The sequence below is a fragment of the Desulfitobacterium hafniense DCB-2 genome (assembly GCF_000021925.1).
GTDB classification, from domain to species: Bacteria; Bacillota; Desulfitobacteriia; order Desulfitobacteriales; family Desulfitobacteriaceae; genus Desulfitobacterium; species Desulfitobacterium hafniense.
On record NC_011830.1, the window covers coordinates 1,298,962 to 1,312,238 of the forward strand.

Annotated in this window: 13 protein-coding genes; all 13 read left to right on the forward strand. The window is 40.8% G+C overall.

Going from position 1 to position 13,277, the window contains the following annotated elements; translation table 11 throughout:
- The first annotated feature begins 92 nt into the window (after window positions 1–92).
- The gene (gene phnD / locus DHAF_RS06040) at window positions 93–1,091 is read left to right on the forward strand and encodes a phosphate/phosphite/phosphonate ABC transporter substrate-binding protein (protein ID WP_420794924.1); all 999 of its coding nucleotides are present in this window, start codon (window positions 93–95) and stop codon (window positions 1,089–1,091) included.
- A complete protein-coding gene (locus DHAF_RS06045; protein ID WP_015943276.1) occupies window positions 1,088–3,427 on the forward strand; it encodes a PAS domain S-box protein in 2,340 nt (779 codons plus the stop codon). Before phnD ends, DHAF_RS06045 begins: the two co-directional genes overlap by 4 nt.
- Window positions 3,396–4,034: a response regulator gene (locus DHAF_RS06050; protein ID WP_015943277.1), complete on the forward strand. Its 639-nt coding sequence runs from the start codon at window positions 3,396–3,398 to the stop codon at window positions 4,032–4,034. Before DHAF_RS06045 ends, DHAF_RS06050 begins: the two co-directional genes overlap by 32 nt.
- Before the next feature lie 194 nt (window positions 4,035–4,228).
- On the forward strand, window positions 4,229–4,810 hold the full coding sequence (gene dsrO, locus DHAF_RS06055; RefSeq protein WP_015943278.1) for a sulfate reduction electron transfer complex DsrMKJOP subunit DsrO: 582 nt from the start codon (window positions 4,229–4,231) through the stop codon (window positions 4,808–4,810).
- Between the two features lie 14 nt (window positions 4,811–4,824).
- Entirely contained in the window at window positions 4,825–5,742 is a 918-nt protein-coding gene (gene nrfD / locus DHAF_RS06060) for an NrfD/PsrC family molybdoenzyme membrane anchor subunit (RefSeq protein WP_015943279.1), read from the forward strand.
- 46 nt (window positions 5,743–5,788) lie between these two features.
- Window positions 5,789–8,632, forward strand: a complete 2,844-nt coding sequence (locus DHAF_RS06065) for a molybdopterin-containing oxidoreductase family protein (RefSeq protein ID WP_015943280.1) — start codon at window positions 5,789–5,791, stop codon at window positions 8,630–8,632.
- A 72-nt stretch (window positions 8,633–8,704) separates the two neighbouring features.
- Window positions 8,705–9,394, forward strand: coding sequence for a TorD/DmsD family molecular chaperone (locus tag DHAF_RS06070; RefSeq protein ID WP_015943281.1), 690 nt, complete (start codon window positions 8,705–8,707; stop codon window positions 9,392–9,394).
- 199 nt (window positions 9,395–9,593) lie between these two features.
- On the forward strand, window positions 9,594–10,028 hold the full coding sequence (gene arsC, locus DHAF_RS06075) for an arsenate reductase (thioredoxin) (protein ID WP_015943282.1): 435 nt from the start codon (window positions 9,594–9,596) through the stop codon (window positions 10,026–10,028).
- 29 nt (window positions 10,029–10,057) lie between these two features.
- The gene (locus DHAF_RS06080) at window positions 10,058–10,411 is read left to right on the forward strand and encodes an ArsR/SmtB family transcription factor (protein WP_015943283.1); all 354 of its coding nucleotides are present in this window, start codon (window positions 10,058–10,060) and stop codon (window positions 10,409–10,411) included.
- On the forward strand, window positions 10,401–11,471 hold the full coding sequence (gene arsB / locus DHAF_RS06085) for an ACR3 family arsenite efflux transporter (RefSeq protein ID WP_015943284.1): 1,071 nt from the start codon (window positions 10,401–10,403) through the stop codon (window positions 11,469–11,471). Before DHAF_RS06080 ends, arsB begins: the two co-directional genes overlap by 11 nt.
- 234 nt (window positions 11,472–11,705) lie before the next feature.
- Entirely contained in the window at window positions 11,706–12,530 is an 825-nt protein-coding gene (locus tag DHAF_RS06090) for a DUF3102 domain-containing protein (RefSeq protein ID WP_015943285.1), read from the forward strand.
- A 15-nt stretch (window positions 12,531–12,545) separates the two neighbouring features.
- Entirely contained in the window at window positions 12,546–12,770 is a 225-nt protein-coding gene (locus DHAF_RS26840; RefSeq protein ID WP_080518262.1) for a transposase zinc-binding domain-containing protein, read from the forward strand.
- Between the two features lie 112 nt (window positions 12,771–12,882).
- Window positions 12,883–13,257, forward strand: a complete 375-nt coding sequence (locus tag DHAF_RS26845) for a transposase (RefSeq protein ID WP_274532756.1) — start codon at window positions 12,883–12,885, stop codon at window positions 13,255–13,257.
- Window positions 13,258–13,277: the final 20 nt, after the last annotated feature.

A 13,277-nucleotide genomic window follows, 5' to 3' on the forward strand; every position in this document is an offset into this window, starting at 1 on the left:
TCTCGTAATAATCAATTTGGCTTTCGCAACTACCATAAGCCGATGAAAAAAATAGGGGGAGTAATGATATATATTATAAATATTGTTATGGAGTGAAAACTTTGGGTATTGATGAAATGAAATTTATGAATCCACAGAATCATGGCCAGTGCTTTTTACGTTTTTTGCTACTAATCATTCTTTCTTTTTCAATGCTTACAGGCTGCAGTAGCCAAGGAGAAGAGGCTATCGATATTGATTTAGCCAACCGTTCTTATAATGAAGCCCGATCTAATTCCCCCGAAATATCCGATGCTATTTATTTTGGCTTTGACAGAAGATTAGAGACTAAAGAAGATGTAAAGATGTATGTTCCACTATTAAATTACTTAAGAAAAGAAACTGGATATCGATTTGAGATCCATGTTACTCCTGTCAACTCAAGTGTTGTTGAGGAGTTAGGACAAGGAAAAATTCAAATGGCAGCAATTGGAACACTAGGGTATTTACAAGCTTCTGAAACTTTTGGTGCAATTATTACCGTTAAAGGACTTAATAATGAAGACAAGGATATGTATAAAGCTGCGATTGTGACCCGTCCTAATAGTCAAATAAAGGTGATATCAGACATAAGGGGGAGATCTTTTGCTTTCGGCGATCTTGCATCTACCCAAGGACACTTAATACCGAGAATCATGTTATCGCAAAAGGGGATAGAAATTATTTCGCTTAAGTATTATCAAAATTTCGCCTCTCATTCTGAAGTCGCAAATGCAGTTATGAGTGGCCGATTTGAAGCTGGCGGTATGCAAGATACATTGGCAAAATCTCTTGAGGACGCCGGTTTATTGAAAATTATCGCTGTTTCAGAGGAATATCCAAGTAGTGGTATCGCTTTTGCTAAAGGAGTAGATAAAGATGTTATTGATAAAATTACTCAGGCATTAGTAAAGTTCGATCCCGAAGGGGAAGATAAGGCAGGCCTTTACCATTGGGAAAGGTCTGAAATGCCACATGGTTTCACCTATGCCAACAATGAGGACTATAACGTATTAAGAAACTGGGCCGATAAATTTGGTTTATTAAAAAAAATGGATGGTGAAAGCAAGTGAAACTAAGCACCAAGATGATTATCATTACAGTAATATTGATTGTTGTCATGGGGCTTTTAACTATGGGTGCAATCTCCACAATTGTTGAGCAAGCGATGACTCAACAGTTAGAGGAACAGGGCTTAACTTATTCGCGAATGGCCGCGGATAATGTTGCTAACCCTCTACTTGATGGAAACGTTCTCATCGTACAGCGTACAATAGAAAACTTGCTGCAAACTGGTTCAGGAATATCCTATGTCTATGTTATTGATAATTACGGGAATGTGATTGCTCATACATTTAGTGGGGGGTTCCCAAGTAATTTGACAAACATTAATATTTTAGGATCCAATCAAATGAAGAATACTATACTTTTAAATATGCAGTCACAGGGCTTAATCCGTGATGTAGGAGTTCGTATTTTAGAGGGACTAAATGCCGAAATTCATATTGGATTTAGTCAAAATAGCATTTTGCAATGGGTTTATAATGTAAGGAAACTCATGTTGAATCTTACACTATACGGAGTTTTACTTGGAGCAGTTGCAGCTCTAATTTTAAGTACTTTAATTACAAGACCATTAAAAAGGTTAGCTTCTTATGCTCTTCGACTCGGTAAGGGGGATCTAGAAGAGGATATCGTTATAAGAGGTAAGGATGAAATCGTAGAATTAGCACTCTGCCTAAATCGAATGAGGAAGGACTTATTTACGGGTATGCAGATGCTAAGGCAATCTGAGGAGAGTAATCGAACACTACTCGAAGCCATAAGTGCCGCCGGGGAAGGGATTGCAGTATTTCAAGATAACCTAAATAAAAAAGGTACCATGAAGTTCGTAAACGAACAATACGAAAATTTAACAGGATATACCAAAGCAGAACTTTTAGAAATGGAAGCCAACGAGATCATAGATTCTGAAAGCGGAAAGCAGATTGAAGAGGTCTGGGAACGTTCAAAGCATGGGCTAAATCTACCAAAGCAAATTGAAATTCTTTTTAATAGAAAAGACGGTACAAAACTCTACATGGAAGCAAGTTATTGTAATATTACCTATGAGGGAAATCCGGCCATTATCTCTATAACCAGAGATATAACAGAGAAAAAGAAAACTTCTATGGAAATTATCCGAAAAAATCGTGAACTAGCCGCACTAAATGAGCTTTCTAAAGCAATAAGTGGTCATATGAACTTGAAAGACAAATTATATGAGGCATTGAATACAATACTTCAAGTTGTTGGAAAACAAGCTGGTTGGATTTTCTTATATAATGAAAGAGATAATGATAATAAAGCTGAATTAATGTGTCAAATTGGTATTTTGCCTGAAGAAGCTTTGACCCAGACTAAACAATTTCAAAGTTGTAGTAACTTTCCAAAACCAAACTCAAACTCTATTCAAGTGCATTCTTCATTGAGTACAGCTTGCTCTATTAAACAATTATATTTACCTGATGGAACAAAAGCCTTAAGCCACGTATATGTACCCCTAAGTTATAAAGATAGAGTTTTGGGAGTTTTAAATATTATCGCTTCTAACTTAGAATCATTTACAAAAGAAGATCTTAACCTGTTGAATTCGATTGGGTTGCAGCTTGGTGTAGCAATCGAAAATGCCGAGTTGTGGGTTGAACTCAACAAGAAAGAGATGTTAAGGAAGCAGCTCTTAAATAAGGTAATTACAGCACAAGAGGAAGAACGAAAACGAATTTCTCGGGAATTACATGATGAAAGCAGTCAATCAATTGCAGCGCTTGGTGTAGGTCTAAAATCCGTTATTGAAATTATGGAATTTGACAAGGAGTATGCTTTAACGGTTCTAGAAGATTTAAAGAATAATACTTCGTCGATTCTAAAAGAATTACATCAAATTATTTATGATTTAAGACCATCTCTTCTAGATGATTTAGGACTGTTGCCTGCAATACGGTGGTATGTAGAAAGTCGATTAAGTAACACAGGGATTAAACCTCATGTTGCATTTACTGGAGACCCATTACGACTAACTGACGAAACAGAAATAACAATTTTTCGTATTGTCCAAGAATCGATTACCAATGCAGTTAAATACTCGAATGCCAAAAACCTATATTTGGGATTAGAATTTGGTCAGGATTCTTTATTTGTATATATTGAAGATGATGGTGATGGGTTTAATATAGAAAAAGCGTTAGCTCAAAAAGATGGAAAGGAATCATTCGGACTATTAGGAATGACGGAGAGAGCAGAACTTATAGGGGGAGAAATAGAAATAAAATCTAGGAGTAATAATGGTACTCGGATAGAACTAAAGTTGGATTATCAAAATTTTGAGGAGGACAGATATGAAGAAAATCAAGGTCTTTCTGGTCGATGACCATACTATTTTTCGTCAGGGTATTAGATTACTTTTAAAGTTGCAAAGTGATCTAGAAGTAATTGGCGAAGCGGATAATGGTGCTCAAGCAGTATTGATGGTGCAGCAATTAAATCCCGATGTTGTTTTGATGGACATTGCAATGAAAGGAATGGATGGACTAACGGCTACAAAAGATATTCTTGCAGCGTCTCCAAAGACCAAAGTCATTCTTCTAACCCAACATGAAAATAAAGAATACATTCTTCCAGCTTTAAAGATTGGTGCGGCAGGTTATGTTCTTAAACGGGCAGCAGCCGATGAAGTAGTAAATGCTATTCGAACAACGTACCAGGGACGTTCATTTTTAGATCCTGAAATATCAGATATTGTGGTTAATGCTTATAGGCATGGAAGTGAAGATGAATATGAGACTTTAACCGAGCGAGAAAGAGAAATCCTTATCCTTCTTGCGAAGGGGCATACCAATAATGAAATCGCTCCTATTTTAAATATTAGTGCCAAGACCGTTGATTATCATCGATCCAATCTCATGAAAAAGTTAAATCTTCATAGTAAAGTGGAATTAACTAAGTATGCATTAAAAAGAGGTCTTATCCACACCTAAACTAATTTTACCAAGGTGTTTACCCAGGGTGCTTTTCGGGTGATTGCTGTAATTTATTATTACATTCACCTGATACTAGCATCCTGTTTATTTTTGTAGAATGAATTAGGACTTGTGAAAGTGAGTGTAAGGAGTGATATTTAATTTTTTGTAACTTCAAAGTTCTTATTAAAAAATGGTAAGGAGGTCAGGGTATGCCCCAAGATAACAAACAAAAAAAATATGGCATGGTGATTGATCTAAGGAAATGCGTAGGATGCATGTCATGCTCAGTATCCTGCAAAATGGAAAATGGAGTTGCCTTTGGTGTTTTCAGATCATGGGTGAACATGACTGAAAAAGGTGATTTCCCAACGGTCAAGAGATATTATCAACCAAGACTTTGCAATCATTGCGAGAATGCTCCCTGTGTAGAGGTCTGTCCCGTTAAAGCTTCTTATAAGCGTGAAGATGGTATGGTATTGCTTGATAAGAAGAAGTGTATTGGCTGTGGCTACTGTGTAGCTTCATGCCCTTATAATGCTCGTTATATGAGCAAAACCCAAAAAGTTGCAGATAAATGTACCTTCTGTGATCATCGTGTAGATAACGGCGGTGAACCAGCCTGTGTAAAAAACTGTATGGGCAAAGCTCGGATTTTTGGAGATCTAAATGATCCCAGCAGCGAAGTCTCTCAGCTTATTTCTCGAAATGCTGTTCAAGTGATTAAGCCGGAAAAAGGAACAAAACCTCAAGTATTCTATATATCGGCTGACTTTAATCAACAGCCCAAGTAAGGAGGGGAAATCAATTGACGGTTAATGATATGTATACATTTATGAATGAATCAAATTGGAATGCATTGGTTCCATTTTATTTCTTCTTAATTAGCATTAGTGCAGGCAGTGTAATGATTGCCTCTTTAAGCACAGTATTTGGTATGAAGCAGTATGACGTAATTGTTCGCCCAGCAGCATTTACTTCCTTAGCTACCCTCATACTAGCTCCCGTGTTCTTAATTCTCGATCTTCAACAACCGATGCGTTTCTTATATGTAATCAATCCACTTAATTTTAATATTCAGTCCCCTATGTCTTGGGGAGGATGGCTCCTCATTTTGTACGGAATTACCTTGCTCTTATTTGCGAAAAGATTCATCACAGGTTCAGTTTCAGTGCAAGCCGTTGCAGAGACAGCTGCAACAGCAAATGGAAACAAAAGTCTGAGCAGCATAGTCTTTGTGCTTGCCTTATTATTAAGTGCTTACCCAGGATTCGAATTGGGTATGATTAGTGCGAAAGCATTATGGAATACTCAGCTACTTCCTATATACTTCATAACGACAAGTCTCCTCGCCGGATTGGGTATTCTTTTACTCGTAACCCAATTTACCGCAAAGAAAGAGTTAAATGATAAGTTTATCTCTTCAGTTACAAGGATAACGATCAGCTTAATCGTAATTAGCCTTGTATGGATTGCCTCCAGAAGCCTGATTTTAACAACTTCCGGACTTGAATCGCAATTAGCCGCACAAACTCTTTGGAAATCGGCATGGTTCCTTGGAGGAGAGTTAGCACTGGGATTGCTTGCACCTCTTGCTCTTTTGCTCTTTGGCAATGTAAGCAAAAATCGTACCGTACTAACGATAGTTTCAGTGTTATTGTTGATCGGAGCATTCTCTATGAGGTATTCCTTAGTGTTTGCTGGCCTTGCCGCGGTAATGTCGTAAGGTCATGCCCGGTGTGAAATTTAAGAATTAGTCAAGGAGGTATAGTATGTCTAGCAAAAACAATTCCTTTTCTCTATCAAGAAGGAATTTCTTAAAAATTTCCGCTGCGGTTTCAGCTACAGCAGGATTGGGTCTTGGCGCGAATATGCTGAACATTAAAGAAGTTTCAGCAGAGGAATCTGAGAAACTGGCAAAAAGTTTAGGTAATGTAGAAGTAAAATATACCGCAGATGTAATGTGCCCGAGTGAGTGCGCGATGGAAATGTGGGTCAAGGACGGTCGTATTGTTAAGATTTACGGGAATGATAGCTGTCCTTTTAACGATGGTGCTTGCTGTGCTAAAGGTGCATCCGGTATGCAATTGGTTTACTCTCCAGACCGTAATAAGTATCCTATGATCAGAGAAGGAGAGCGCGGAGAAGGAAAGTTTAGACGCGCAACTTGGGAAGAAGCTATTGACTATATCGGAAAGAAATTAGTCGATATCAAGAAAAACTACGGTGCCGAATCAGTAATCATGGATTGTGGGGATGTTACAGACCGTGACCAATATTATCGTTTGTTTCATGCGTACGGGACCCCGAACTGCGTAGAACATGGCTCTATCTGTGATACTCCACGTCGTCATGGACCTAAGCTCATGTTAGGTGGTAAACGAATTGAGCCTGATGTTATGCGGCCAGTCCTCGTTAGGCAACCAGATGGTAGCCTCAAAAAGGACTACACCTACTATTCTAAACTAATAATTTACGTTGGTTGGAATCCATTTGTAGCCACTCGGATAAACTATGAGAGCCGCGGAACCGTGGGAGCTAAAGTAGAAAATGGCTGCAAGGTGATTGTAGTCGATCCCGCTCACACCAATACAGCTTCGCAAGCGGATCTTTGGATGCCGATTAGACCGGGTACAGACGGTGATCTCTTTGCGGCAATGCTAAGATATATCCTCGAAAACGATAATCAAAATAACCCCTTAACAAAATATATTGATTGGAGTTTCAAGGAACTTAGTGTTGGCTGGGATGAGTTTGAGAAAGAATTCAAAACTTGGTGGGGTAAAAATGACCCCATTAACGGTAAATCTTACTTTAGCTTAGACTGGGCAGCTGATAGAACTGGACTCCCTAAGGAACAAATTGCTCAGGTGGCTCACGAGTTCGGTATAACGAAACCGGCAGCTCTCGTTTGGGGTATGCAAAGCCCCGGTCACCACTTCAATGGCTATCCAGCATCCATTCTAGGAACGGCGCTCAATATTATCACTGGAAATATTGACGTTCCGGGTGGTGCAATTGATACTGAACTCGTGAAGAGTGACAAGGGTGGCGACGCTAAAGGGTCTAACTTTAAGAAAAAGAAGGTTAAAAGAGTCATTGGTGATCAAGAAGTTGAATCCGAAGTAGAAAGTCTCCATATGGATTGGTATGGTGATTGGCCTGCTGCATGGGATGATGTTGTAGGAGACTACCCAAGAAGATTTAGAGAAGGTGTCACTCTAAATTATGGACCATTCAAGGGACATAAATATCCCATCAAAGGCTTTATGATTCGCACCGGTAACCCAGTAATGACCGGTGGAAATACGAGGGACTGGATTGATGCCCTAACGGCAAAGGATTCCAATGGGAACTATAAAGTAGAACTTGTCGTCAATATCGATACGCTGTACTTGGAAACCGGTATGTATGCAGATGTTATTCTTCCGGAAGCAAGTTATGCTGAACGGATGAGTCTATCTGATGTATACCCATCACATCAAGTTCTCTGGTTAAGAGATCGAGTAATCAATCCGCTTCATGAAGCTAAATGTCCGACTGACATAATGAATATGCTAGCTAAAAAATTTAATGAATTGGGTGATTCGGACTTCAAGGCAAGCGATTTTTGGGATAAGTATAAGAGTGAAGAGGATTTCGTTAATGAAATGCTGGCACCCGCCCCGGGACGAAATCATGCAGGAGAGCCTGTACCCTATCCCCATCTTCCTTTAGGATATAAACTTATAGGAACCCCTGACTCCCTTGATGCTGGCCGGGTAACAATTGACCATGAGAAAAAGACAGTAAAAGGTGAACCTGTTACTGTTGATTGGATGCGTAACAACAAAGGCGTAGCTGTTTGGCCTATGAGTTGGAACCGCTTTAAGATCTATGATAAAGAAGCAGGTAAGCATGTGGCAAGTAAGGCCGTGGCCAAAACGAATTCTAAGCTGTTCGAATTCACATTTAGTGGTTATGATAAGTACAACAAGCTCATTAGCGAAACCGGTATTATCCCACGAGGACTAAAAGAAATTGGATATGATAAATATCCTAATACTTTCTACTGGTTCGAAACAAAGTGGAATCCTTATACCAATACGGAATATGCAAAGTATAAGGATGAGTATCCATTCCAGCTCATATGCGGTCGTGTTCACCATGCAATGACGGGAACCCAAATGGTACCTTGGTTATCTGAGACACCGGTAGAAGGAATATGGATGCCATTGAATAACTCGTTTAAGCATAAAATTATTGATATGAATGCTAAAGGCGAGTTAGAAGAAGTCGAGAAAGAATTTATGGAAGGGACTTTATGTGTAGGCACGATTGCCATTAATGCTAGCGATGCTAAAGCATTAGGTCTGAAAACCGGAGATTTAGCTATTTTAGAGAATCCTCTCGGCGCACAAGAAAAGGGTAAGGTTTTTGTTACAGAGGGAATGCGACCGGGTACAATCAAACTTGGATTCGGTACGGGTGGCCGCTTCTCACCTGGAATTGGCCCAACTTCTAAGAGTAAGGACTATACTCCAAACCACAGTGGTTTAGTTGATCCGAATGCTCATAGCCCGATTATGGGTATGCCCTGTTATGCCGATATGATTATCAAAGTCGAAAAAGCATAAGTAATATTCTAGAGGAGCCAGGGCACTCGCTCTGGCTCCATGTCCCTTTCGGAAAGAATGGAGGCTAGTTCAATGGAAATCCAAGAACTAAAACAGATCTTTATCACACAACAAGAACTTTATCGTTTCCTGAGTAACGTTATTACTTTAGGGCCTAAGAAGGAACTTCTTGATCGCTTTCAAGGTGTATATAGTGAATTGATCCATGAAGAAGCAGACGATGATAATTTAGTAAAAGGCTTAATTACGATTCAAATGTCACTACGTGGAAAAGACCTTGCTTCTTATGAAGCGGTTTTGACTAGAGAATATACGAGGCTGTTTATTGGTCCGGGAAAACCACCTGTAAGCCCATACGCCTCAATCTATATAAGTGATGAACCCAAGCCAAGGCTAATGGATGAAAGCACGATTGAAGTTCGCAAGCAATACCTCGATGCCAATATCGTGATGGCGAATATGAATTCTGTTCCAGATGACTTTTTAGGTGCAGAACTTGAGTATATCAATTATTTAACCATTAAATCTTTAGAGGCGATTAAGAACTCAGAGTCCGAAGAATTAGGGTTGTTTCTTCTAAAGCAGGAAGACTTTATTAGTAATCATTTAGCCACTTGGATTCCTAAATTTTCAGAAAGAATATTTGAATTTACATCAGAAGATTTCTTTAAAGGCATGGCATTACTTTTGAATGGTTTAATTAATTCGCACTTAGCAATCTTAGAAGACTTTAAATATAGCCTTAAGGTTTTCATGGACTAGGTTATCTCTCTCTATCCCCAATATCTATATCCAAAGCCTGTCTGTTCAAGGCGATCGGGCCAGAATAATGCACTTGTGACCAGGAATAATAATCTTTATTGAACCATCCTCAATTAGTAGCGAGGATGGTTCAATTGACATATCGGCAAATAAGCATATACTTATATTGTACGACGAAATTTTACTAGGGAGGAAATTTATGAGCAATAAGATAGTCTATTTTATCTGCACCGGTAATTCCTGTCGTAGTCAGATGGCTGAAGGTTTTGGCAAGAAATATCTGGGCGATCAGTACAAGGTCTATAGTGCAGGAGTTGAAGCCCATGGCTTGAATCCGAAGGCAGTAGAAGTTATGGCCGAAGTTGGGGTGGATATATCTGAACAGACCTCAGATATTCTTGACCCGGCAATACTAAGTCAGGCGGACCATGTGATTACCTTATGTGGAGATGCCAAGGATCGTTGCCCGATTGCCCCTCCTCATGTCAAGAGAGATCATTGGGGATTTGATGATCCTGCTCAGGCAGAAGGCTCTGAAGAAGAACGTATGATTACTTTTCGGCGGGTAAGGGACGAAATCGAGGAACGGATTAAGAAATTTGCCTTAGAAAGGAAAGTAAAAAAGATCATTTGATTATGTGTATTAAAAAGTGGGGGGATTCAATGAATGAAACGGAAATTCTAGAAAGTCTTGTTGAAGAATTTAAAGCATTAGGGGATAAGACACGATTGCGAATTATAAGCTTAATCCACAATCAAGAGTTATGCGTATGTGATCTGACTGAAGTATTGGAAATCAGTCAACCCGGAGTATCTCAACATATGCGGAGACTTCGTCAGGGTGGCTTGGTTAAAGAGCGTCGGGGAGGACAATGGACCTATTATTCTTTAAACGAGGATAATCCTTTTATAGAGGTAATACTTCCGCTGATCCCTGTGATTCAAGAGGATGAAAAGCGCTTGCAAGAATTTCGTGAAGGTAAGGAAAAGGCGAGGAGGATGTTAAATGAGTGTTGATCTGCCAACCAGTCGGAGGCTTTCGGTATTAGATCGCTATTTGACGCTGTGGATTTTTCTGGCCATGGGCATCGGGGTGGGAATTGGCTATCTTTTCCCAGGGGTGTCGGATTGGTTAAATTCTTTGTCCATCGGTTCTACATCCATTCCCATTGCCATCGGACTTATCGTCATGATGTATCCACCGTTAGCAAAGGTAAAGTATGAGGAGATGGGACTCGTTATCAAGAATAAGAAGGTCATGTCTTTATCGATCGTTCAGAACTGGATAATCGGTCCCCTCCTTATGTTCGTGCTTGCTGTGGTCTTCCTCCATGATTATCCGGAATATATGGCAGGACTTATTTTGATCGGGTTAGCTCGTTGTATTGCCATGGTGATTCTCTGGAACAGCTTAGCAAAGGGAGATTCCGAGTATGCAGCAGCCATTGTAGCGCTGAACTCAATTTTCCAGGTTATATTTTACTCTGTATTTGCTTATTTCTTTATCACCCTTCTTCCTCAGTGGTTAGGTATAGCTCAGGGTTTAGAAATTCACATTAGTATGGGGGAAGTAGGGAAGAGTGTTCTTATCTATTTGGGTATACCTTTCCTGGCGGGGATGCTTACTCGTATGTTTTTGCTGCCGAGGAAAGGGAAGGAATGGTATGAAAAAACCTTTGTCCCCACGATTAGTCCATTAGCGTTGCTCGCACTGCTCTTTACAATTGTCATTATGTTTTCGTTAAAAGGGCAGTATATCGTAACCCTGCCCATGGATGTGGTGCGAATTTCTATACCGTTAGTAATTTACTTTTTGGTGATGTTTTTCGTCTCCTTTTTTATGAGCTATCGGATGGGCATCCCTTATGAACAGGCGGTGACTCTGTCCTTTACTGCGGCAAGCAACAACTTTGAGTTAGCCATTGCCGTGGCTGTAGCTGTCTTCGGAATTAACTCCGGGCAAGCCTTTGCCGCAGTCATCGGGCCTTTAATTGAGGTGCCGATTATGATTGCCTTAGTTAATGTGGCCTTGAAGATGGGAGCAAAATATTTTAAAGTGGAACAAAAAGCGCTTTAGGCAAAAAAATGATTCAACATCAAGACTATTTCGTTGTGTTTCTTTCTTAATCATAGACGGGGATGTCGCACACCGCTGGTGTGCGTTCATCTTCCTTTCTGTGGTATTGATCGGTAGAGAGAACCCGTCCCGTCTCTTTAGTTGAATTTGTCACACTTAAGGCTTTGACTGCATAGCCTATGAGTAAATCAAGTAAAAAGAGCGGGAATTCCCGATTAAAGGCAGGGAGCTATCATGGAGGAAGTGAGCACTGAACGCACACCGCTTCTCATAGCCGCTGAAATCAATACGATTAAGCGTCAGGTAAGCAAAGTTCTTCTCCATAATGCCATCGAGATCGGCTGCCGCCTGGCGGAGGCCAAGGGTAAGGTCCCCTATGGGGAATGGGGCCGGTGGCTGGAAGAGTCGGTCAGTTACTCTCAGAGAACGGCGACCAACCTGATCCGCCTGTTTGAGGAGTATGGGACTCCAAAGCCCACCTTACCAGATTGGAAAGCGCTTGCCAAAGTGAGCTACACCCAGGGGCTCATCCTGCTGGGAGTCCCGGAGGAGGAACGGGCTCAGTTTATCGCCGAGCTGGATCTGGAGAGCATGTCGACCCGGGAGCTGCAAAAGGCGGTTCAGGAACGGAACCGGGCTGCGGCGGAGCGGAACCGGGCCTTGCAGGAAAGGGCAGAGCTCCAGCAAGTCCTGACGGACCAGGAAGGCCAGATCACCAGGCTGAGCGGCGAACAGGTCAACTTGCTAAGCAAAGTTAAGGAGCTGAACCAAGCCAAAGCGAAGAGCGAGGCCAGGGCCGAGCAACTGAGCCTGGATCTGCAAAGCCTTAAGCAGGATACTTCCGCCCAGGCCATCGGCCGGATGAGCAACAGGCTTGACGAGGCCTATCACAAGGCCAAAGCCAATAAAGTGGCCTTTTTATATGAAAGCCTGGACCGGACCTTCAGAGAGCTTACATGGGAGCTGAAGGAATTTGCCAAGCAGGAGCCGGAGAGTTATAAAGTTTACAAGGATAAGCTTGTTGATTTTTTGACTAAGAGCTTGAAAGCGAATATGTAAAAATAACCCACTCCTTTGAAGAGAGAAGGAAAGCCCCTTGCTCCGAATCCTATTGCATTCGGAGCAAGGGGCTTTTTTCAATTTGTCGTAAAAGAGGTTGAAAAGTTCCGTAACTGTGGTAACTCTAAAAATGGATTTAAGCTTTTGGTCTGTGAAGGCTGTCATGACGTACGAATAGTCACTTACCGTTGTAAGGGGAGATTCTGCACAACATGTTCCAGTGGAGAAACAGAGGAGTAAAGCCGAATGATGGCTGAAGATGTCATGCAGGTTAATCATCGACATGTCATCTTCACAATAGATGAAGGGCTCAGAGTCATCTTTCAAAAAAATCGACACTTGCTAACACTTAGTGGATGAGACGGTCAGGATAGTTCAAGAGTGGTTTAAGAAAAAGTGCAAATTGACCCCGGGTGTCATAGCCGGACTGCATACGTTTGGATTCCGAATGAACTTCAATCCCCATGTCCATATGCTGGTGACCATGGGTGGAATGAAGAAAGATGGAGAATGGAAAACCTATGACTATATTTCATTTCCTTTGTTACGAAAGCAATGGCAAACGGTGGTATTAAAACTCATTCGAAGCCACTTAAACGAGGAGGAAAAGAAGAAAGTCCAGCATTTACTACAGAAAGCCTATTCAGCTAATGGAGAAGGTTTCTATGTGTATGCTCAGGAGTTGCGTCAATTCACCATTCATAATACATTACCTTCGTATATATGACTTATTTTACAAAGCGGATT

Bases quoted from the DNA above. Each gene is read 5' to 3' on its own strand.
- DHAF_RS06050 (WP_015943277.1), top strand. From the start codon at position 3,396: ATGAAGAAAATCAAGGTCTTTCTGGTCGATGACCATACTATTTTTCGT.
- dsrO (WP_015943278.1), top strand. From the start codon at position 4,229: ATGCCCCAAGATAACAAACAAAAAAAATATGGCATGGTGATTGATCTA.
- DHAF_RS06065 (WP_015943280.1), top strand. From the start codon at position 5,789: ATGTCTAGCAAAAACAATTCCTTTTCTCTATCAAGAAGGAATTTCTTA.
- DHAF_RS06070 (WP_015943281.1), top strand. From the start codon at position 8,705: ATGGAAATCCAAGAACTAAAACAGATCTTTATCACACAACAAGAACTT.
- arsC (WP_015943282.1), top strand. From the start codon at position 9,594: ATGAGCAATAAGATAGTCTATTTTATCTGCACCGGTAATTCCTGTCGT.
- DHAF_RS06080 (WP_015943283.1), top strand. From the start codon at position 10,058: ATGAATGAAACGGAAATTCTAGAAAGTCTTGTTGAAGAATTTAAAGCA.
- arsB (WP_015943284.1), top strand. From the start codon at position 10,401: ATGAGTGTTGATCTGCCAACCAGTCGGAGGCTTTCGGTATTAGATCGC.
- DHAF_RS06090 (WP_015943285.1), top strand. From the start codon at position 11,706: ATGGAGGAAGTGAGCACTGAACGCACACCGCTTCTCATAGCCGCTGAA.